Here is a 22448-nt window from a genome sequence, read left to right on the forward strand (position 1 = left end):
GTCGCTTGCCTTGATAATAGGTGATTTGTCACCCTCATCGGCAAGCGCCCACATGAATTACCTGATCAAATTCTTAAAGAGCGTCTCGCTGTATCAGCGGCCAACCGCTGTACTGCTTGGCCTCAGCGAGGAAGGCGTATTCTACGCATCCCTGGGTGTTTGTCAAACGCTATTTTCAGTGACTGAAATCAGCGCCAGGTGAGCAGACAATCGCTCTAACCTACTGACAAACCGAAGGTTTTCACCTTCCTATACCGCTGGAAACGCTTGGCGTCCCCGGCAGCGGATGCGTACTTTACGGGCTCAACGCTGGGTTGGCAAGAGGCTGTGAGAAAAAATTAAAAAAACGGCAGAGAATCACTTCCCTGCCGCCAACTACCGATCAGAACGTCTGACCAGAGAGTGCTCCGTCACTACTCCATGAACGGGTAGGCCTCACTTAAATTTCAAACCCAAGGCCAAAATCTTCACTCGATAGAGCCATTAAACTGCTTGCACCTGCCTGAATCATTTGCGCATGTGCTTTTGTACGTGGCAAAAGCCGCTGGTAATAAAAACGCGCTGTATTGATTTTGGCGGCATAAAACGCACTGTCGTTACCTTCAAGTGAGTCTGACGCCTGCTTAGCCGCGTGTGCGAACAAATAAGCCAAGGTGACGTAACCCGCGTACATAAGGTAATCGACACTAGCCGCCCCCACTTCCTCACGGTCTTCCATTGCCTTCATGCCTACGCCCATCGTGAGCTCTCCCCACTGGGCGTTGAGCTTGGCCAGCGGCTCAATGAACTCTTTGAGCGCCGGATTATCCGCTTCGGCCTTACAGAAATGATGAATCTCTTTGGTGAAGACTTTGAGAGACTCGCCTTGGCTCATAAGTACTTTGCGACCGAGCAGGTCAAGCGCTTGAATTCCTGTGGTGCCTTCATAGAGACGCGTGATGCGCGCATCACGCACCAGTTGCTCCATCCCCCACTCTTGGATAAAACCGTGGCCACCGTAAATTTGCACGCCTTCATTAGTGCTTTCAAAACCCACTTCCGTGAGGAAAGCTTTGACAATAGGTGTCAAAAGACCCAGCAGGGTTTCAGCTCGCTCACGCTCTTCTCCCGGCTGACCATGCTCCACAACATCAAGCATTTGGGCGGTATACAGCACCAACATACGCCCACCCTCGGCAAAGGCTTTCTGCGTAAGCAGCATACGCCGCACATCGGGATGAACAATAATCGGGTCAGCCGGCTTTTCGGGTGCTTGCTTGCCGGATAGACCCCGCATCTGCAGCCGGTCGCGTGCATAGCTTAGTGAGTTTTGAAAGCTCGCTTCGATCAGCCCCAACCCCTGGATACCCACCCCTAAACGCGCAGCGTTCATCATGGTAAACATGCAAGCCAAGCCTTTATTGGGTGGCCCCACCAAATAACCTGTCGCACCGTCAAAATTCATCACACAGGTGGCGTTACCGTGAATCCCCATCTTGTGCTCAAGAGAACCGCACGCGACGCCGTTACGCTCGCCTGGGTTACCTTGAGCATCCGGTAAGAATTTAGGCACCACAAAAAGCGAAATACCTTTGGAGCCTTCGGGCGCGTCGGGCAGTTTTGCCAGTACCAAATGAACGATGTTTTCTGCCAGATTGTGCTCTCCGGCAGAGATAAAGATCTTGGTGCCGGTAATGGCATAAGCATCGCCATCGGTGGGCACAGCGCGCGTTTTGATCAAGCCAAGATCGGTACCACAATGCGGCTCGGTTAGACACATAGTGCCTGTCCAGATACCTTCTACCAGCTTGGTGAGATAGGTCGTTTTTTGCTCATTCGTGCCGTGATGCCTCAGTGCATCCGCCGCGCCGTGAGAAAGCCCGGGGTACATCCCCCAAGCCAAGTTCGTCGCGCAGATCATCTCGGACAACACCATGGAGAGCGAGTGGGGCAACCCTTGCCCGCCGTGCTCTGGGTCCGCAGCAAGGCTTGGCCACCCGCCCTCGACATACTGCTGGTACGCTTCTTTGAAGCCTTTTGGTGCTTTGACCTCGCCCCCCTCTAGCAAACACCCCTCTTGGTCGCCCGATTGGTTGAGCGGCAGCAAGACGTCGCGGGCAAAACGCGCGCCCTCTTCGAGAATAGCATTGACCACATCCGGTGATGCATCGTCACCAGAAGGCAGACGCGCATAGTGAGCCGGATAATCCAGCATCTCATCCATGACAAAACGGAAATCACGCAGCGGGGCTTGGTAGGTAGGCATAACACTTCTCCTGACGGCTAGTGAAAGTGCTCAGCGCAGCTTTCAAACGTATGTTTGAAAGTTAACTGCCTCCCCACACAGAGTCAAGCAAGCGTTTGATATTTACCCGATCACCAAATGAAACGTTAGTCCAAAAAAAAGCGGAGGTCGGCTTGAAAGCCAACCTCCGCAGTGAGTGTTACCTAACCATTTGCGGTAAGGAAAACTGGGCAGTCCGGTTACTGCATACGAATACCGCCATCCAAACGAATGACTTCACCGTTAAGCATCACATTGGTAATAATGTGCTCCGCCATTTTGGCAAATTCATCAGGCTTGCCTAAACGCTTGGGGAAAGGAACTGACGCAGCCAGTGCTTGCGCCGCCTCATCGGGAATTTCGCTCATCATGGGCGTTTCAAACACGCCGGGCGCAATCGCCATGACGCGAATACCATGCCGCGATAATTCACGCGCAGCTGGAAGGCTCATGCTCACCACGCCCGCTTTCGACGCACTGTAGGCACACTGCCCCACTTGACCGTCAAACGCCGCAATCGATGCCGTATTGATCAACACGCCGCGCTCACCCTCGTCACCGGGGCTATTTTTCGCCATCGCCGCCGCCGCAAGACGCATAATGTTGAAAGTACCCACCAAGTTGATATTGATCGTTTTGCTGTACGCCTCAAGGCTGGCTGGATTGCCCTCTCGGTCAACAAGCTTACCGATACTGACGACCCCGGCGCAGTGAATGACGCCCGCAAGCCCCAGCCCATCGCTGTGCTCAAGTGCAAGCGAAACCGCAGCCTGCATATCGGCTTCTGAGGTAATATCCCCAACGCTTGCTTGCGCCGATTCGCCCAGCGCGCTTGCCTGCTCCTTTACCCCCTCTTGCATATCGCAGAGGATGACTTTCCCTCCGCCGGCGACTAATCGCTCTGCGGTCGCCGCTCCCAACCCGGAGGCGGCACCTGTAATCAAAAACGTTCTGTCCTTCACCTGCATCGTTATTTCCTCTAAACGCGGCTTAACCGTTCGCCTTGGATTGCTCAGCCGCCTCGGCACGCAGTTTAAAACGCTGAATTTTGCCGCTCGGCGTTTTGGGAAGCTCAGTGACAAACTCAATCACCCGGGGAAACGCATGCGTCGAGAGGCGCTCACGCACCTGCTGACGAATTTCATCGGCAAGATCATCGCTGGCTTCAAACCCATCCCGAAGCACGATATATGACTTGATGATTTCACCGCGAATGTCATCGGGCTGCCCAACTGCCGCGGACTCGGCGACCGCCGGGTGCGTCATCACGCTGTTTTCGACATCGGTGGGCCCAACGCGATAGCCGGCGGTGGTGATGATATCGTCGTCGCGTCCGGCAAATTGGAAGGTGCCATCTTCGTTGCGAATCACCACATCGCCGGTTAAATAATACCCCTCGGCAAACGGGTGCTTCTCTTGCCAGGTATAGCCCTGAAAAAAGTGGGCCGGTGAGTTTTTGATATCGACAGCCAGCACACCCGGCTCCCCTGCGGGTAACTCATTATACTCCGCATCCAGAATTGCCAACCGGTACCCTGGCATCGGCACCCCCATTGCCCCCACATGTTTTGGATGGTCGAGGGCGTGGTGATTATTACACGTCATCCCGGTTTCGGTTTGACCATAGTGATCCATCACCGGACAACCCAGTGATTTTTCTACCCAGGTCACCACTTCCGTATTGAGCGGCTCACCCGCCGAGCTTGCCGCCCGAAGCTCAAGTGTTTGGTGCGCATCGTCAAAAAGGCCAGATGCCTTCATCAAGCGATATGCAGTAGGCGCTGCAGCAAAGTTAGTGATGCGGTGGCGCTTCATGAATGCAAGCGCCCCTTCAGCGCTGAACCCTGCCTCACAGAAGTGAGTGGTAACGCCCAGTAACAACGGCCCGGCGATGGCATAGTAGAGGCCATAGGCCCAACCGGGGTCGGCCATGTTCCAGAAACGATCCTCTTCACGAAGGTCGATCGCTAATTCCATGTAAAGCGCAAACGCGTTCATACCCGCAAGCGGAACAGCGACGCCCTTGGGTTTACCCACCGTACCCGAGGTAAACATCTGCAAAAACGGCTGGTCTGGTGTCAGCCGAGGCGGCTTTTCGGTGGAAGGAGCGTGTGTCGTCGCTCCCTGCCAATCCAAGTCGTGGGCATGTTCGCTCGTCGCCCCGCCGACGGCGAGTACCGGCGGGCACTGGCTAAGACCATCAAACTTATAGCGATTCGGGTGATCGGTAATAACAAGCTTGGTATCAGCGCGACCTAGGCGATAATCCACCGCATCGGGACCGAAAGCGGTAAAAAGCGGTTGATACACCGCACCGATACGCCAAGTGGCCACCACCGCCACCAAAAGCTCTGGGGTACGCGGAAGCATGCAAGCAATACGGTCGCCCACACCCAAGCCTTGAGAGTGAAACCAGCCGGCGAGCTTCGCACTCGCTTGATCAAGTTCCGCATACGTCAACTTATGCGTGTTGCCTTGAGTATCCTCCTGCACAAGCGCCAGCACATCGCCGCGCCCGTCGCGAACGTGGCGACCGCAGCTCGCCTCATAGGCATTAAAATGGCCATCTTGGTGGTCATCCAAGCGCGCGATAACATCATCAATGGAGAAGGCTTCAAGATACTCGCGGTAATCGGGAAGTGATGTCGCAGTCATGATCGCTCTCTTGTGTTGTGGTTGTGAGCATTATCGCCATGCAGGCTTATCGTCGATGCGCTAAAAACACCAGATGGTGGTTAGTCCGCCTGACGTGGCATGAGTCGCTATTTATCCGTTTACGTTAACGGAAACTTTCTTATACACCAACGCTAAAACCATTCGTTACCGAGAGCAAGCCTTACCCAGAGCAAGATGACTAGACAATGGTCAAAGACCGCCCTGACGCTTTAAAGGCATAATCATCGCCACCAACTCATCTGCCAGGTCGTCTGGCGTTCGTGGCCCTGCCGGGTCATACCAACGAACCGTCCAGTTGAGAGCACCAAGAACGAAGCGTGAAACAAGAAAACGATCACCATGAATGAGGCCAGCATCCAGCGCTTCGTCGATCACGTCGACCCAAAGCGCTTCATACGCATCGCGCAAATGGCTTAAGTGGGCTTTCGCATCGTCATCCAAGCGGCGCCACTCAAATAGCGCCACCACGTGGGCGTTACGATCGGTAAAGAGCGTTTCCAAATGTGCCCGCGCCATGGCTCTGAGACGCGCCTCGGGGTCTGGTGGGCTAGACTCCAATGTACGGCGCGCAATCGCCAGCGCGTTATGGGTTCCCTCTTCAATAACAGCCGCCAAGATTTCTTGCTTATCTTTAAAATGGTGAAATAGGCTGCCCGATTTAATCCCCATGGCCTGGGCGAGCATGCGTACCGTTGTTTTGTCGAACCCTTCTTGAACAAAAAGCTGCGCGGCGAGACGTGTTAGCTCCTTGCGGCGAGGTGATGCATTCATTACATTCATAGCTCTTACACTAGCGCTTGCTTGGTTACTCAGGAGAGAACCACAGCGCACGCAACGGGTCAACGCAACCGTGCCTTTTGACAACCACAACAATGCTAAGACTTGGAGATAAATGATGAGTAATAACGACGTTGTTTTTCTTGCCGCCACTCGTACCCCCATGGGCGGCATGATGGGCAGCCTTTCAAGCGTGACGGCACCCGAGTTAGCCGCTGTCGCGATCAAGGCCGCCATTGAACGCTCGGGCCTTAAGCCGGCCGATATCGAAGAAGGCATTATGGGCTGCGTGCTCCCCGCCGGCGTTAAGCAAGGCCCTGCACGACAAGCCATGCGCAAGGCCGGCATTCCCGACGCCAACGGGGCGACCACCATCAATAAGCTGTGCGGCTCCGGCATGAAGGCCACTATGCTGGTTCACGACATCATCAAGGCGGGAAGCGGCGATATCTTGCTCGCCGGCGGCATGGAGTCTATGTCCAACGCGCCCCACTTACTGCCCAAGGCGCGCACGGGCTACCGCCTGGGTCATGGCGAACTCAAGGATCATATGTTTCTAGACGGCCTTGAGGACGCCGAAACCGGCAAACTGATGGGTGGCTTCGCGCAAGAGGTCGCAAGCGATCGCGGCTACACGCGTGAACGTCTGGATGACTTTGCCATCGCATCGCTTGAACGCGCCATGGAAGCGACCAACGCAGGCCATCTCGATGCCGAAATGGCGCCCGTCACCGTTTCCAGTCGAAAGGGCGATACGCTTGTCGAGCACGATGAACAGCCCTTTCAAGCCAAGTTGGACAAGATTCGCGAGCTGCGCCCCGCCTTTGCCAAAGAAGGCACCATTACCGCCGCTAACTCAAGCTCTATCTCTGACGGGGCCTCGGCGCTGATTCTCGCGAGCCAAGCCGCGGCGGATAAACACGGGATCAAACCCTTGGCGCGCATGCTAGGGCATAGCACCCATTCACGCCATCCCAGTGAATTTACCATCGCCCCGGTCGGGGCCATCGAAAAGCTGATGAAAAAGCTTAACTGGGAAGTCAAAGATGTTGATCTGTTTGAAATCAATGAAGCCTTCGCCGTCGTCACCTTAATGGCAATGGATGACTTGGGTTTACCCCATGACAAGGTGAACGTTTACGGCGGCGCCTGCGCGCAAGGCCACCCTATCGGCTCAACGGGCTCGCGCATCATCGCGACACTGATTCATGCGCTACGCAACAAAGGCGGTAAGCGCGGCATCGCCAGCCTGTGTATCGGCGGTGGTGAAGCCACGGCCGTCGCGGTCGAACTTATCGACTAACCGTTCGGCTGGCGCTCTGCCTGGGTGCGAGCGCCAGCCATTTACTCAACAATCAGCGGAGCGGTTATGTTTGCCCATGTCCTGATTGCGGTCGATTTCTCCCGTGCCTGGCCTTTACTTCAGCAGCGGCTCATGCGGCTTCGCGCCAAAGGCGTTAAAAAGGTCACCTTGGCACATATCATCAGCCCCAAAGAAATTCCCCACCCCTCTCCCGACGATATTCAGCACTACCTAAAGCTTCTGGAAGAAGAGGCTGAGCCGCTTAAAGCCATTAGCCTTGATGTAACCTGCATGGTAGAGCCCGGCAAGCCGAGTGAGCGCTTGGCCAAACTGGCAGCGCAACATGCGCCGAATGTTATCCTGCTCGGCTGCCAAGGCCATGGCCTACTGCAAAATATGCTGCTGGGCAGCACGGCCCAACGGCTGGCCCATCTTAGCGAAACACCGCTTTGGTTAGAGCCAATGGATGAGTCAACGGCGCATGGTTACGCCTTCACGACACTTGTGCTCGCGACCGATGGCTCACCTGCCGCATTAGCGGCGGATCGAATGTTTCAAGCCCTATCGCATCACTTCCAAAACCGCGTGGCGATCATGGCCGAAGCGCTCCTTCTCGCCGATGGGCGCAGCATCGAAGATGCGCAGTTGCACCTCGCCGCAATGGAAGCGCGTGTACCCAAACTCGATACCGTGATCGTGTCAGGCGATGCACGCCATGCGCTCATCGAAGAAGCCAAGGCGTGGCAGGCCGATTTAGTCATCATCGGTCAGCAAGGCCACAGCCGATTAAAAGAGCGGCTACTGGGCAGCACCGCGCAAGCGTTGCTGGAAGGCGTCAACTGCCCGGTGTTGGTCGTGCCGGAAACATCACGTTTGCGTTAAGCCGCAGCTAAATCCCGCTCACCGTCGTACTGCTTTTGAGTGCGACGCGCCTTATCAGCAACCGCTAGTTGCCGCGACCAAGAAGCCTCTTCACCCTCAACGGTCTCCTGTCGTTCGTTGCCTTCCACCGCTTTAACTTCTCTATGATGAGATGCAAGTTCGTCAGCGTCATTTTGCAGCGTAAATTGATGCGCGTACTCACGCATATCATCGGCTTCACCAACAAGCGCGCTGGCGCAGCTAGAAGCGTGCTGGACAATCTGCACCGTATCCTGTGTGGTGCTTTCGATCTGTGACACCGCAATGTTGACTTCCTCAATGCCGCGGCGCTGCTCTTCGTATGCCTGCGTCATCTGCCCCATCAACTGATTCACTTGTTCCGCAGCGGTAATAATCGCATGAGTATGATCCCTCGCTTCTTTCGAAAGTCGGTTACCTCGCAGTACGCTCTCACGCGATGCCTGAAGGCGGTGCCGAATATCGTTCGCGGCACTAGCGCTGCGCGACGCCAGGCTTCGCACTTCACTGGCGACCACGGCAAAACCTCGCCCATGCTCCCCTGCTCGCGCTGCTTCAACCGAGGCGTTCAATGCCAATATGTTGGTTTGGAAGGCGATGCTATCGATCACCTCGATAATGCTCTGAATCGCCTCAGAGTCCTCGTTGATGGAAGCCATCGTATCGACAAACTGAGAAATCACTCGCTCCCCTGCCTGCGCTTTAGCCGCCGTCTCTGCGGTTGAACGATTAACATGCTCCGCGCTCTCGACGTTTTGCCCTACCGTCGCGGTTAACTGCTCGATGCTCGCCGCCATCTGCTGCAGCGCACTCGCTTGCTCGTCGGTATGAGAGGAGAGTGCGTGATGGTGCGCCGTCATATCGTGGCTGCTGCGATACACGCGTTCACTACTACGGTTCAGGCGCGCAACCGTGGTGGCTAGTGATACCTGCATATTGCTCAGTTCACTAAAGAGCGTGCCAATTTCATTGTGGTTGTTCGTGGCGCTCACAGGAGAGGAAAGATCCCCTCTAGCGATGCGTTTAAAGTGTTCTGTCATCTGCTTAAGCGGCTTGATCACGTTTTTACGCACGCCCCAGACCACAATCACAATCATCAAGGCTGAAATAACCAAAGCAGCCAGAACGCCTTGGAAAAGCCACGCGGAGACTTGCTCGAAGCGTCCCTGTAGCGCTTTGCCGTTGCGTTGAACACTATCGAAAAAAGCATCGGCGCTTTCCACAAATTGGCGGCTGCTATCGTCCACCCGCGACTCACCGGATAAAAAGCCGCGCACATCGCCCTCTTCCAGCATCATCATTTGCAGGCTTAAGTTATTGTTGACTAACGATTGAAAGTCGCTTTCTAGCTGCTCGACAAGGGCCTGTTGATTCGCGGTGATGGGGCTATTTTGAAAATCCGCGAACGCATTTTTCGCTTCTTGAAGTAACGTTTTTGCTTCGTCCATTAATGGACCAGGGCGATCAAAGGAAGGCGTGCGGATCAATTCCGCCGCACGATTCATCTGGATACGCGCCCGCATCAGCCGATTGTAAGCATCGTTTAGCTCACGTACTTGGGCCATATCGCGTTGGTTGATCGTACTAAAGGCATCACGGCCAAAGTGATTGGCAAAAATCCCCAGCGACCCTATTAACAAAATCAAGCCGCTAAAGGCGACGAGCACTAGAGTCCAGCTCGCCTTGATACTTAAACGATTGATGAGTTTCATCTTAGCTACGCTCCTTTGCCCGGTAACCAGGCCCAAAATACCCATTAATCGTGACGGCAATATTGCAACGCCTTACTCATATATGAAATATCGTATATAGTGTTAGGCAAGAGTTCTCGCGGAGATTGACGACTTATCAGGAGGGAGTTATGACATTAAATAAAAGCAGTGACGCACCCAGCACAAGCGAAGGCATGGGACTATTCGGGCGCTTTCTTTCGCTATGGGTGGCGTTGGCAATTATGGCGGGGATTGCGTTAGGCCAGTTTGCGCCGGCGATACCGGAGGCTCTTTCACGCTTTGAATACGCCCAGGTATCGATTCCCGTGGCGATACTGATTTGGGCAATGATCTTTCCGATGATGGCGCAAATCGACTTCACCGCCATTCTGGGTGTTCGCCGGCAACCCAAGGGGTTGATGATCACGACCACAGTCAACTGGCTAATCAAACCCTTCACCATGTTCGCCATTGCGTGGTTTTTCTTGACCGTGCTGTTTCGCCCTTTTATTGCCCCCGACATGGCCAATCAGTACCTGGCAGGCGCTATTCTGCTAGGCGCAGCCCCCTGCACCGCGATGGTGTTTGTGTGGAGTTATTTAACCCGTGGCGATGCTGCTTATACCCTGGTTCAGGTGTCGCTCAACGATGTCATTATGCTGTTTGCCTTCGCGCCGATCGTAGTCTTTCTCTTGGGTGTGTCCAATATTCAGGTACCTTGGAACACCGTCGCCCTTTCCGTTGTGCTGTATATCGTCATACCGCTGGCAGCGGGTTACCTCACACGTCAAACACTGAGCAAAAAACGCGGCAGCGAGTGGTACGACGACGTCTTTATGAAACGCATTGGGCCGATTACCCCTATCGGGCTGATTATTACGCTGGTGCTGCTATTTGCCTTTCAAGGCGAAGTGATTCTGCAAAACCCGCTGCATATCGTGCTGATCGCCATTCCGTTGATTGTGCAAACTTTTCTGATTTTCTTTCTAGCTTATGGCTGGGCCAAGGCGTGGCGAGTCCCGCATAGCGTCGCCGCCCCCGGGGCAATGATTGGCGCCAGTAACTTTTTTGAACTCGCCGTGGCCGCCGCCATTTCTATTTTTGGCTTGCAGTCGGGTGCGGCACTCGCCACCGTTGTCGGTGTTTTAGTCGAAGTGCCTTTAATGCTTGCCCTAGTGCGTATTGCCAACAATACGCGGCACCAGTTTCCGCAAGCCACATAACGTCAACTAAACGTTTTGGCAAAGAGCGCGGGCATGCTCTCGATAGGTCCCGGTCGAGCGAGCAGAAAGCCCTGCACACTGGCGCAGCGATGCTCGCCGAGAAAGGCTAATTGATCGTGGGTTTCCACCCCTTCGGCTACCACATGCAACTTTAGGGCGCGAGCCAAGGCAATCACCGCCTGCGTGATGGCAGCATCTTCAGAGTCCCGGACCAGATCACGAATAAAGGCGCGATCGATCTTCAAGGTATTGACCGGAAAACGCTTCAGGTAGCTAAGCGACGAGTAGCCGGTGCCAAAGTCATCAATGGCCAGTCGCACGCCAAGCGCCCGCAGGGCGTGCATGGTATCAATGGCGGCCTCGACATCATCCATCACCATGCTTTCGGTGATTTCAAGCTCCACCTTCTCGGGCGCAATGGCGCTCTCCCCAAGAGCGGTGCGTACGCTTTCGATCAACCCCGGCTGGCGGAACTGGCGAGCCGATAGATTGATCGCCACTCCCGGCACCTGCCCAAGACGTTCGCCGAGCTCAACCGCATCCAGGCAGGCACGGCGCAAAATCCAAGCCCCCAGCGGCACGATCAGCGTGGTCTCCTCGGCCAAAGGAATAAAGTCCGCCGGCGAGACCATGCCATCCGCATGGGGCCAGCGGATCAGCGCCTCCATGCTTGAGAAGCGGCCTGTTTCCAGATTCAGCTTGGGCTGATAATGCAGCACAAAGCTTTCCTCAGCCACGGCACGGCGCAGGTCGCTTTCCAGCCGCACGCGCGCGGCACTGTTTCGGTTCATGCTGTCGGAGAAGAAGCGAAACTCCCCACGCCCGACATCTTTGGCTTGTATCAAGGCTGTCTCGGCCACCCGCACAAGCTCGTCCACATCGGCGGCGTTATCAGGAAAAATGGCAATGCCGATACTCGCCTGAACAAATACCTCATCGCGCTGGCCCGACTCGCCTTCCACATTGAAAGGCGTATTCATGGCTTCAAGCATACGCTTGGCCACCACCGCCGCGTTCTCAGGCGCTTGGAGGTCGTTGAGAATAACCGCAAAGTCGTCACCCCCCACACGCGAGACAAGGTCGGGATCACGCTCGCGGCGGCTCTCCTGTCGCGCGACCAGGTCGGTACGGCGCACCGCGGTTTCCAGTCGTTCGGCGACTTCGACCAGCAGTTTATCGCCAGCGGCGAAGCCGAAGGTATCGTTGAACTGCTTGAAACGATCAAGGTTGAGCAGCATCACCCCAACGCGTGTTTTCTGCCGGCGAGAGACCTCGAACTCGTGCTGCAAGCGGTGGCGGAATAGCGACCGATTGGGCAGCGTGGTCAAAGAGTCGTAATACTGCAGCCGCTCAATCTCTTCCTCAGAGGCTTTCTGCTCGGTCAGGTCGTGGAACATGGCCACGTAGTTGCGTGTATTGCCTTCTTCGTCTACCAGCCGGTCGATGCTCAGAAACTTCGGGAACGCCTCACCATTCTCGCGACGGTCCCATATCTCGCCCTCCCAATGCAGGTCGCGATCAAGGGCGGCCCACATACGTCGATAGAAATCGGGTCCGTGGTGGCCGGATTTGGCCACGGTAGGCTTTTTGCCGATCACTTGGCTCAATTTAAAGCCGGTTAATTTTTCATAGGCCGGGTTAACGTAGAGGATACGATTGTCAGCGTCGGTGATGGCCACGGCGTGGGAGGCACGCTCCACCACTTTATTGACAAGCTCAAGCCGGTTGATGGTTTCCCGGTGTCGCTGCGCTTCCTCTTCGAGTTCCTGGGTACGCTCGCGCACTCGCTTCTCAAGTTCAGCATTGACCGCTGTCAGCATGCCCTCAAGGCGCTTGCGCTCACTGAGGTCATGCAAAATGGCGGCAAAGCGGGGCTCACCGTCCTCTTTGAAGAAGCTAACCGAGATAAGCAGCGCCACCCTGTCACCATGGCGATCAAGGCCTTCAACCTCTCGCGTTGCCCCCACCATATAGCGGGAACCCTGCTGAAAGTAATTGGCGACATAATCCGGGTGACGACAACGCTCAGGGTGGGGCATTAATTCGGTAATGGGGCGACCGACAAGCGCACCTGCGGCATACTGAAACATCCCTTCTGCGGCCTGGTTGGCCTGCAGAATGATGCCATTGATGTCGGTGATGATGATGCCGTTGGTTGCTGTTGCCAGTAAATCAGCGGCACCCTCTTTCCCAGGTGCTGTGGCGGCCTTTTCCATGACTCTCTCCGACTCTGTTCACGCCTTCATTCGACGAGGAGGACCAGAGTATATGGCGCACCCATCTTCAAACCTTGATTGAAAGCAAGAGAGCGTCTAAAAACATGTTGTTACGCTGGGAGTGTTTTAGGCCTCCTGGGGTAACGCCAATGCCATCAACGCACTCGACGCGACCAAGGCGGCCGCCATCCATAAGCAAGCACTTAAACCATAAGCCATATACAGCCAGCCGGAGAGCAGTGTGCCGATCAATCGCCCCAAGGCGTTGGCCATGTAGTAAAAGCCCACATCCATGGACACACCGTCGGCACGGGCATAGTGAACAATCAGGTAGCTATGCCAGCTAGAGTTGATGGCGAACAGTACGCCAAAGGCGAGAAGCCCTACCACCAACCAGCCCACTTCGGCCAAAGGTAAAAGCGCCAGCACAATCGCCAATGCGGCAAGAGTCGCGGCCCAGCCGCTGGTTAACCAGCGAGCATCCCCCCTGATCAGGCGAGATAACTTGGGCGCTTGCGTCTGCACACCGCCGTAACCGCTCACCCAGATAGCGAGTAAGCCCCCGACCGTCCAATGGCTCCACCCATGCTGGTCGTAGAGAAAGACCGGCAAGGCCACTACAAACCACACGTCGCGAGAAGCGAAAAGACACAGGCGCGCCGCGGAGAGCACGTTAATGGCGCGCGACTTGGAGAATATCTCGGTAAATTTCGGCTTACGCTTTTGCCGTCCGAGATCCGCTTTCAGCCGCCAAAGCGAAAGTGCCAATACGCCCACCAGCATCACCGCCATGGCCAAAACAGCGCCCTGAAAGCCGATCAGCGTTAGCAGTGCGCCGCCGACGAAAAACCCGAGCCCCTTGAGCGCATTTTTGGAGCCGGTGAGCATCGCCACCCAGCGGTAAAGCGCACTACTAGCATTCGCGCTATCCGTGGGGACGAGCACTTTCACCGCGCTTTTGGCGCTCATTTTATTAAGGTCCTTGGCGATCCCCGAGAGCGCTTGCGCGGCCATGACCCACGCCACGGTTAACATACTCGCTGGCACCAACAGCATGGAGAGCGCCACGATCTGGATACCCAGCCCCACGTTCATGGTGCGATTAAGCCCCAACCTCGCGCCGAGCCAGCCGCCTACCAGATTGGTCACCACGCCAAACGCTTCGTAAAACAGAAACAGCATGGCCACTTCAAGAGCCGAGTACCCCAGCTGGTGGAAATGCAAGACCACCAACATGCGTAGGGCGCCATCGGTGAGAGTGAATGCCCAGTAATTGCCCGTTATCAGCAAGTATTGGCGCACTTCAAACGGCAGTGCTTTTATCCGGGTCACCATGGATTCATTCACGACCCACCTTCAGCGCCAGTTCCGCGGTGCGATTGGCATAACCCCACTCGTTGTCGTACCAGGCGTAGAGCTTAAGCTGCGTGCCGTTGATCACCATGGTGGAGAGCGCATCGATAATGGAGCTGCGCGGATCGGTGCGGTAATCGATCGACACCAGCGGGAGCTCCTCATAGCCAAGAATTCCTGCAAGCTCACCTTCGGCGGCGGCTTTGAGCGCTGCGTTCACCTCTTCGGTGGTCACCTCACGCTCAAGCTCAAACACCATATCGGTGATGGACGCATTGGCCAGCGGTACCCGAATCGCATGGCCGTTAAGCTTTCCCTCTAATTCGGGGAAGATCGCCGTGATCGCTTTGGCCGAGCCAGTGGTGGTCGGGATCAGGCTCATACCGCAGGCACGCGCGCGGCGAAGATCCTTATGCGGCGCATCGAGAATCGTTTGGGTATTGGTGATGTCGTGAACGGTGGTCATCGAGCCGTGGCGAATGCCGTAGGTCTCTTGAATCACCTTGACCACGGGCGCTAGGCAGTTGGTGGTACAGCTTGCCGCCGTCACCACGCGATGCTTCTCGGGGTCATAAAGGTGATCATTAACCCCCATCACGACATTGAGCACCTCTGACTCTTTTACCGGGGCGCTAACCACGACGCGCTTAACCCCTTGATCCAAATAAGCGTTTAATTTGTCACGGGTCTTGTGCTTACCCGAACACTCGATCACCACATCACACGCCGACCAGTCGCTATCGGGAATGGCACTGTTAGCGCTAAAGGCAATGTCATGGCCGTCAATGTTGATAGCATCTTGAGTCGCTGAGATGCCCTCACCCGGAGCCCAGTGGCCATGCACCGAATCAAACGCCAGCAGGTGGGCAAATGTCGCTGCATCGCCACCGGGGTCATTGATACGCACAAGCGTCACGCTACCCGACGCTACCTGTTGCCATAGACTGCGCAGGGTCAAACGTCCCATGCGGCCAAAGCCGTTGATTCCGATCTTGAGTGTCATTCGGCGTCTCCTTAGATTGATGGCAGCTACCCTAGCAAACAACACATATATTTTTCCATATATAAGCAGGACTAAAAAAGGCGAGGCGCCAACGCAAAATACGCGCCTGCCTCGCCACGAGCACAGCTCATTACAAAAATTAGTTAGCCATAGCGGCCTGAAATGTAGTCTTCGGTCTTTTTCTTCGCCGGCGTCGAGAACATGACACGCGTGTCGTTATACTCGATGATTTCACCTAAGTGGAAAAACGCGGTGTAATCCGCCACGCGCGCCGCCTGCTGCATGTTGTGGGTCACGGTGACGATGGTGAACTTCTCTTTCAGACGGTCCATCAAGTCTTCAATCGTGGCCGTCGAGATCGGGTCCAGCGCCGACGTGGGCTCATCCATCAGGATCACATCCGGTTGCACCGCGATCGCCCGCGCAATGCATAGGCGCTGCTGCTGACCGCCGGATAGCGACGTGCCCGGATCCTGCAGCTTATCTTTGACCTCTTCCCAGAGCCCTGCATCACGCAGTGCTTTTTCCACCAGTTCGTCCTGATCCGCCTTGCGGCTGACCAGGTCGTGCATGCGCGGCGCGTAGGCGATGTTTTCGTAGATCGACTTGGGGAATGGGTTGGGTTTTTGAAACACCATACCCACACGGCGCCGTAGCGCCACTTCGTCCATTTTGACGGCATTGATATCTCTACCGTCCATCTCTACCAGGCCTTCCACCCGCACATTGGGTATTAGGTCATTCATGCGGTTTAAGCAGCGCAAAAACGTCGACTTACCGCAGCCCGAGGGGCCAATCAGGGCGGTGACATTTTTTTGAAAAAGGTCGATGTCGATCCCTTTTAGCGCCTGGTTCTTGCCGTACCACAGGTTCAGATCGCGTACGCGAATGCTTAAATCGTGGCACGCCTGCTCGTTGTGCGTGTAAGGCTGCCCTATCGCCGGGGCTTGCTGCTGGCTCATTTGGGGTGCTTGACTATTCATAATAATTTCCTCGAAAACGTAGGGCTTACCAGCGACGTTCAAACTTTTTACGCAGCACGACGGCTGAGGCATTTAATGAGATGAGAATGGTTAAAAGCACCAGAATACCGCCCGCCGTTTTTTCGACAAAGGCTTGTTCAGGCTCGCTTGCCCACGTAAATACCTGTGCCGGCAACACAGTCGCCGCGTTGGTGAAGGAGGCGCCCACGTCGGGAATAAAGGCCACCATGCCCACAATAATCAGCGGTGCGGTTTCCCCCATCGCCTGTGCCAAGCCGATGATGGAACCGGTCATAATCCCCGGCATGGCAAGCGGCAAGACGTGATCGCGCACCACCTGCCAGCGCGAACACCCGACCCCGAAAGCGGCATGGCGAATCGAATCCGGCACACTGCGAAGGGCCGTACGCGTGGAGATAATAATCACCGGCAGCGTCATCAGTGCCAGCGTCATACCACCGGCTAGCGGTGATGAACGCGGTACACCGAAGAAATTAATAAAGATCGCCAGGCCCAACAGACCAAACAGAATCGACGGAATGGCTGCGAGGTTATTGATGTTGATCTCGATCGCTTGGGTAAAGCGATTATCGGGCGCGAACTCCTCCAGATAAACCGCTGTCATGACCCCGATGGGGAACGCGATAGCCAGGGTGACGATCATGGTCATGATCGTACCCACGACAGCGGAGAGAATACCCGCGCTTTCCGCTATTTTAGAGTCACCTTGGGTAAAGAAGGTCGTGTTAAATTTAAGCGCCACCTGCCCCGACTCGACCAAGGCATCAACGGTTGCCACTTCACTTTCGCTAAGTTTATGGCGATGCCCTTTTAAGTACTGATCAACTTGGCTATTGGCGAGCAGCCAGCGCGTTTCACGGCTCCCGACCATTTCCGGGTTATTGCGCAGTTGCAGCGGAATCCCACGCACTTCGGTGCGACTGACAACCGGTACCAGCACATCATCTATGGCTTTACGCCCATCCTTTGACGCTTCTTCGGAGTAGTGCATTTCAGTTTGCACATAGGCTTGCTGGAACGCTGGCAGGCCCTTACTTAGCATGTCGCTAAAAAACCACAGCAAAAATAGGCCAGCTAACCCCAAAGCACCCATGGATATCCACTTCAAGCGGGCCGATTTACGATGGCGACGCTTGAGCTGCTGGCTAATGTCATCAAATGATTGGCTCATGGTAGATCCTAGGCGTTACAGATTATTGACGCGATATTTTTCACGGAAGCGACGAATCATCAGCACCGATACCAAATTGAGTGAAAGCGTGACCGCAAACAGCACCAAGCCCAGCGCAAAGGCGGAGAGCGTTTCGGCACTTTCAAACTCCTGATCCCCGGTGAGGGCCGCGACAATACGCACGGTCACGGTGGTCATGTCCTCTAACGGGTTAGCGGTCAGGTTGGGGCGCATACCCGCAGCCATCACCACGATCATGGTTTCCCCCAACGCCCGCGACATTCCCAAAAGCGAAGCGGAAATAATCCCCGGCAGCGCCGCGGGTATCACCACATCTCGAATGGTTTCGCCCTTGGTCATTCCCAACGCCAGTGAACCTTGGCGCATGCTATCGGGTACGGCGTTGATCACGTCATCGGAGAGCGAAGAAATAAACGGGATAATCATGATCCCCATCACCACACCTGGGGCGACCGCGTTGTTGTACGAGGCGTCCAGGCCCAAAAAGCCCGCGATATCGACAATAATCGGCGCCACCGTGATCGCGGCGAAAAACCCATAGACGACCGTTGGAATACCCGCGAGCACCTCAAGCACCGGCTTAGCAATGGTTCTCACCCGCCGTGGCGCGTACTCCGACATGTAGATCGCCGACGCCAGCCCCACTGGCACAGCCACCAGCATGGCGATCAATGTGATCATGAAGGTACCGGCAAAAAGCGGCACTGAACCAAACTCAGCACCCCCACCGTCCCCGCGGCCAGCTGACGCTAAAAAGCTAGCGCCTGGGTTCCATGTAGTGCCGGTGATGAAATCCCAGAAGCTGTGCATCTGAAAAAAGCGCAGCGCTTCACTAATAATCGAAAAAAGAATGCCGAACGTGGTGAAAATCGAAATCAGCGCCGCCCCGGCTAACGTCTTACGGATAACACGCTCGATAGCACGGCGCGCATGAAAGTGCGGTTTCACCTGCGCCACCCCTAAAGCTAAACCGGCGGCAGCGACCACAAGACTTGCGGACAACAAATACAGCGGCGGAATATCCGCGCCCAGTAGCAATAAGGCAAAAGAGCCCACCGCCCCCACGAGCACGGCAGGCCCCGCGGTTGAAAGCACCGCAAACCACGCATACTGATCCGGCTGTGCATACATCGCGATACCGGTCGCACGCACGCGGGAGGCTTTGGCTCGGCCCACAAAAAAGGCCACCAGCCCCAGCAGCAAGAGCACAGTACAAAAGAGTAAAAGTAGCTGGTTGGTTTGCATCGAATTTCTCTCGCGTTACCTAATGAAATCGTGTTGGCGCCTACTTTGCGGCAAAAACATGACAGCAATGTGACAAGTGCCATCAAAAAAGCCACCACAAAAGCCACCTCCAAAAGAAAGGGCCGGTAGCGCTTTGGCTACCGGCCCTCTCGCACGAACGCGGACTAACTTACTTTAAGTCTTCCAGTGCGAGCTCAGCGCGGTCGGCTACCTTCTGACGCCACGCTTCACGCTCTGCTTCCGGCAGCGGAATCAAGCCAATATCGACCAGATAACCACCTTCACCGATCATCTGCTCTTCCATGAACATGTTGGCGTATTCGTACAGCGGCGGCACCATATCGGCGTGCTGGTTCTTAACGTAGAACCACAGCGAGCGCGCCACCGGATAATCACCCGAGCTGATCGCGTCTGCTTCAGGCTCAACGCCGCCAATGCTTGCGCCCTGAATCATATTGGGGTTCTCCACCAGGAAGGAGTAACCAAAGATACCGAACGCATCGGTGTCTTCCGACAGACGCTGAATGATCAGGTTATCGTTTTCGCCCGCGTCGATATACATCCCATCGGCGCGAATCTCGGTGTAACCCTCATCGCCATAAACGCCCATCTCTTCGGAAACCGTCTCCATGACGAGCTCTTCAAAGGCATCACGGGTACCGGAGGTCGTGGGCGGACCGTAAATAGAGATTTCACGATCCGGCAGGGAGGCGTCGATGTCGCTCCAGTTCGTGTAGGGGTTATCGACCAGCTCACCGTCAACCGGCACCTGAGCGGCTACCGCCAAGAAAATCTGCTCGAGAGTGAAGTCCGCTGCGGGGTTGTCGGTTGACTGCCCCAGCACGATACCGTCGGAGCCAATTTTAGCTTCGGTGATATCGGTCACGCCGTTCTCTTCGCAGCGCTCGAATTCAGACGGCTTCATGCGGCGCGATGCGTTGGTGATATCCGGCGTGCCATCGCCAACGCCGTTACAGAACAGACGCAAGCCACCGCCTGAACCGGTAGACTCGATCACCGGCGTCGGGTAGTTGGTCAGCGCGCCAAACTCTTCGGTGACGTAGCTGGCAAACGGGTAAACGGTGCTGGAGCCGACGATACGAATCTGATCGCGCGCCTGAGCAACACCGGCAACGCTCATGACGGCAGCGGCGAGTACGGTGGTCTTGAGAATACGGTTCATGCGAATTACTCCTGTCTATGTAAGGGATCTGGCCTTCGCACGACATACCTTGCCCGCTTTCTGTGACAGCTTAATGACATAAAAGCGACGTTAACGTTGGGCAAAAAAGATAGCGCCTTCCGCAGCCGCCCTTATGGCTTAGACGTCAACAAACGCACGCCGATATTACCCAAAAGCGATGCCGCCAGCATTGTCAGCACCATGGGCCAAAGATGCTCCACTTCAAAAAGCCCCACCATGACACCGGCAACCGCCCCCGAGCCGAACTGAATACCGCCCAGCAGAGCGGTGGCCGTGGCACTGATATGACCGAAGTGATCGAGCAGCGAGGAAATGGCGTTGGGCGTAATCAACCCGATCATTCCAGTGAACATCATCACCAACACCACTACCAGCGGTAACGTCGTTAGCTCCGTCAGCGTCATCAATACCAAACCACTGGCGGCAAACAGCTGCACCCCAAGCCCTAAGCGCAGGTTTTGCTGCGGCGTGCGCTTTTTTAAAAGGTGAATATTGACGCGATTGGAGAGCGCAATCACCACGACATTGACGCCAAAAATAAACGGATAGTGCGCCGGCGACACCGAAAAATAGTCCAAATACAGAAAGGGCGAGGCGGTGACAAAAGCGAACAACCCAGCAAACGAAGCCGCGACCGCGCAGATATAGCCCATTCCCTCTCGATGGGACAGCACACTGGCGTAGTTGCGAAGCACCTGGCGAAAAGACGCAGTCGGTAGCGTTGTGTCGCGGGTTTCGGGCAAGCGTGTGCCTAGAAACCAGAACAAAAAGCCGGCGTAGGCGGCCAAAAACACAAAAATCAGCCACCAACCCGCCACATAGAGCAATAAGCTTCCCACCGCCGGCGCGACCAGGGGCGCTAGCATCATAATCATCGCCATCGTGGACATGACACGGGCCGCCTCGCGCCCTTGAAAGCAGTCGCGCACAATGGCGGCGGAGTTGACCACACAGGCGCCGCCGCCCAAGGCTTGAAGAAACCGCCACGCCAACAGCGAGGGCAAACTATCGACCTGAGTAATCATCAAGCTTGCCAGGGCAAACACCACCAAGCCGCCCAGCAATACCGGCTTGCGCCCGAGGCGATCCGAAAGCGGCCCAAAAAAGAGCTGCCCCAAGGCAAAGCCGAGTAAAAAAACGCTAATCGAGAGTTCGGTATGGTGAATGCTCGCCCCAATGCTCTCCGCCAGTACCGACATCGCCGGTAAGTAAGCATCGATGGCAAAGGGCGCAAGGGCTGTATTGGCAGCGACTAATAACGCCACGCGCCGTGGATTGAGTTGCATGAGCTTCCTTGTAGCGGCAAAAATTAGATAGTCAGCTAATTATATCCTTTTTTCCATCGCCATGCCGGCGTCTGTTCGCCGCGTGCGCACCTTGTTAGAGTAGCGCTAGTTACCCATAAGGAGCACGACATGGCGATGAGCCTTCTCTCTCAGTTAAAAACGATGACGACTGTGGTGGCCGATACCGGCGATCTTGACGCCATTCGCCGTTTTACCCCGCAGGATGCGACAACCAACCCTTCGCTGATTTTGCAGGCGGCGCAGCAGCAGGATCGCCGAGAGCGTCTGGCGCGGATCGCCAGCGAGAGTCGCGATATCGACGAGGCCGTTGATCGCGTCGCCGTGGATATCGGCACTGAAATCAGCGCCTTGGTGCCTGGCTATGTATCCACCGAAGTTAGCGCCCGTCTCTCCTTTGATCGCGCTGCCACGGTTAAGCGCGCGCACTCGCTGATTGCGCGCTATCAGCGCGAAGGCGTCGGGGCCGAGCGTATTTTGATTAAAATCGCCTCTACGTGGGAAGGGATTCAAGCCGCCCGCGAACTGGAACGCGACGGTATTCGCACTAACTTGACGCTACTTTTTGGATTTACCCAAGCGCAGGCCTGCGCCGATGCCGGGGCCACCCTGATCTCTCCGTTTGTGGGGCGCATCCTCGACTGGCATAAAGCGCGCCACCCCGAGGCTGACTTCAGCGGCGCCAACGACCCTGGGGTTCAGTCGGTCAAGCGCATTTATGAGCACTATAAAGCGCACGGCTACCCCACCATTGTGATGGGCGCAAGCTTTCGCAATGTCGGGGAAATTACCCAGCTTGCAGGCTGCGACCGGTTGACGATCTCGCCCAAACTGCTGGATGAGCTCGATCAACAGCAAGGCGATTTGACGCGAATGCTGCACCCGCAGAAAGCCAGCCACGAACCCACCGCTCCCTTGGACGAAGCCACCTTCCGCTGGGAAATGAACCAGGATGAAATGGCAAGCGACAAGCTCGCCGAAGGCATTCGCAAGTTTATGGCCGATCAGCGTGAGCTGGAAACGCTCCTCGGGGAGTTGCGTCAAAACGCCCAAGCGTGAGCCAAAATAGCGAA

Annotated in this window: 17 protein-coding genes; 4 read left to right on the plus strand and 13 right to left on the minus strand. The window is 55.7% G+C overall.

The features are described from left to right. Window positions 1-439: 439 nt before the first annotated feature. From BQ9846_RS05350 to BQ9846_RS05365, 4 genes are all read right to left on the minus strand, one after another. The gene (locus BQ9846_RS05350) at window positions 440-2245 is read right to left on the minus strand and encodes an acyl-CoA dehydrogenase C-terminal domain-containing protein (protein ID WP_075879608.1); all 1806 of its coding nucleotides are present in this window, start codon (window positions 2243-2245) and stop codon (window positions 440-442) included. Window positions 2246-2463: 218 nt separating this feature from the next. Then, the gene (locus tag BQ9846_RS05355) at window positions 2464-3231 is read right to left on the minus strand and encodes an SDR family NAD(P)-dependent oxidoreductase (protein WP_075879609.1); all 768 of its coding nucleotides are present in this window, start codon (window positions 3229-3231) and stop codon (window positions 2464-2466) included. Window positions 3232-3253: 22 nt separating this feature from the next. Then, window positions 3254-4918: an AMP-binding protein gene (locus BQ9846_RS05360; RefSeq protein ID WP_075879610.1), complete on the minus strand. Its 1665-nt coding sequence runs from the start codon at window positions 4916-4918 to the stop codon at window positions 3254-3256. 210 nt (window positions 4919-5128) lie between these two features. Next, window positions 5129-5710, minus strand: a complete 582-nt coding sequence (locus BQ9846_RS05365; RefSeq protein ID WP_075879611.1) for a TetR/AcrR family transcriptional regulator — start codon at window positions 5708-5710, stop codon at window positions 5129-5131. A 124-nt stretch (window positions 5711-5834) separates the two neighbouring features. On the opposite strand from BQ9846_RS05365, the gene BQ9846_RS05370 reads away from it, so the two are divergent. Continuing rightward, window positions 5835-7019 carry an acetyl-CoA C-acyltransferase gene (locus tag BQ9846_RS05370; protein ID WP_075879612.1) on the plus strand — a complete coding sequence of 395 codons (1185 nt, stop codon included), beginning with the start codon at window positions 5835-5837 and terminating at the stop codon, window positions 7017-7019. Window positions 7020-7085: 66 nt separating this feature from the next. Further along, entirely contained in the window at window positions 7086-7901 is an 816-nt protein-coding gene (locus BQ9846_RS05375) for a universal stress protein (protein ID WP_075879613.1), read from the plus strand. On the opposite strand, the gene BQ9846_RS05380 is transcribed toward BQ9846_RS05375, so the two are convergent. Beyond that, window positions 7898-9631 (minus strand): methyl-accepting chemotaxis protein, encoded by a 1734-nt coding sequence (locus tag BQ9846_RS05380; protein WP_075879614.1) that lies wholly within the window; start codon window positions 9629-9631, stop codon window positions 7898-7900. The two genes, BQ9846_RS05375 and BQ9846_RS05380, sit on opposite strands and share 4 nt — an antisense overlap. A 149-nt stretch (window positions 9632-9780) precedes the next feature. On the opposite strand from BQ9846_RS05380, the gene arsB reads away from it, so the two are divergent. Then, window positions 9781-10854 (plus strand): ACR3 family arsenite efflux transporter, encoded by a 1074-nt coding sequence (arsB, locus tag BQ9846_RS05385; protein WP_075879615.1) that lies wholly within the window; start codon window positions 9781-9783, stop codon window positions 10852-10854. A 2-nt stretch (window positions 10855-10856) separates the two neighbouring features. Here the strand turns inward: arsB and BQ9846_RS05390 are convergent, their stop codons facing one another. From BQ9846_RS05390 to BQ9846_RS05425, 8 genes are all read right to left on the minus strand, one after another. After that, on the minus strand, window positions 10857-13070 hold the full coding sequence (locus tag BQ9846_RS05390; protein ID WP_075879616.1) for a sensor domain-containing protein: 2214 nt from the start codon (window positions 13068-13070) through the stop codon (window positions 10857-10859). Between the two features lie 126 nt (window positions 13071-13196). After that, window positions 13197-14405, minus strand: a complete 1209-nt coding sequence (gene arsJ, locus BQ9846_RS05395) for an organoarsenical effux MFS transporter ArsJ (RefSeq protein ID WP_075881653.1) — start codon at window positions 14403-14405, stop codon at window positions 13197-13199. A gap of 4 nt (window positions 14406-14409) precedes the next feature. Further along, entirely contained in the window at window positions 14410-15426 is a 1017-nt protein-coding gene (locus BQ9846_RS05400; protein WP_075879617.1) for an ArsJ-associated glyceraldehyde-3-phosphate dehydrogenase, read from the minus strand. A 143-nt stretch (window positions 15427-15569) separates the two neighbouring features. Beyond that, window positions 15570-16409, minus strand: a complete 840-nt coding sequence (pstB, locus tag BQ9846_RS05405) for a phosphate ABC transporter ATP-binding protein PstB (protein WP_075879618.1) — start codon at window positions 16407-16409, stop codon at window positions 15570-15572. A 25-nt stretch (window positions 16410-16434) separates the two neighbouring features. Then, entirely contained in the window at window positions 16435-17601 is a 1167-nt protein-coding gene (pstA, locus tag BQ9846_RS05410) for a phosphate ABC transporter permease PstA (RefSeq protein WP_075879619.1), read from the minus strand. A gap of 15 nt (window positions 17602-17616) precedes the next feature. After that, complete coding sequence (gene pstC, locus BQ9846_RS05415) at window positions 17617-18867, minus strand: phosphate ABC transporter permease subunit PstC (protein WP_075879620.1); 1251 nt, start codon at window positions 18865-18867, stop codon at window positions 17617-17619. A 169-nt stretch (window positions 18868-19036) separates the two neighbouring features. After that, window positions 19037-20050, minus strand: coding sequence for a substrate-binding domain-containing protein (locus tag BQ9846_RS05420; protein ID WP_075879621.1), 1014 nt, complete (start codon window positions 20048-20050; stop codon window positions 19037-19039). A gap of 131 nt (window positions 20051-20181) precedes the next feature. Then, entirely contained in the window at window positions 20182-21357 is a 1176-nt protein-coding gene (locus tag BQ9846_RS05425) for a Bcr/CflA family multidrug efflux MFS transporter (RefSeq protein WP_075879622.1), read from the minus strand. A gap of 129 nt (window positions 21358-21486) precedes the next feature. Here BQ9846_RS05425 and tal point away from each other — a divergent pair, with 129 nt between their 5' ends. Beyond that, window positions 21487-22434, plus strand: a complete 948-nt coding sequence (gene tal / locus BQ9846_RS05430) for a transaldolase (protein ID WP_075879623.1) — start codon at window positions 21487-21489, stop codon at window positions 22432-22434. The last annotated feature ends 14 nt before the right edge of the window (window positions 22435-22448 follow it).

The organism is Vreelandella massiliensis (assembly GCF_900155385.1).
Lineage (GTDB): Bacteria > Pseudomonadota > Gammaproteobacteria > Pseudomonadales > Halomonadaceae > Vreelandella > Vreelandella massiliensis.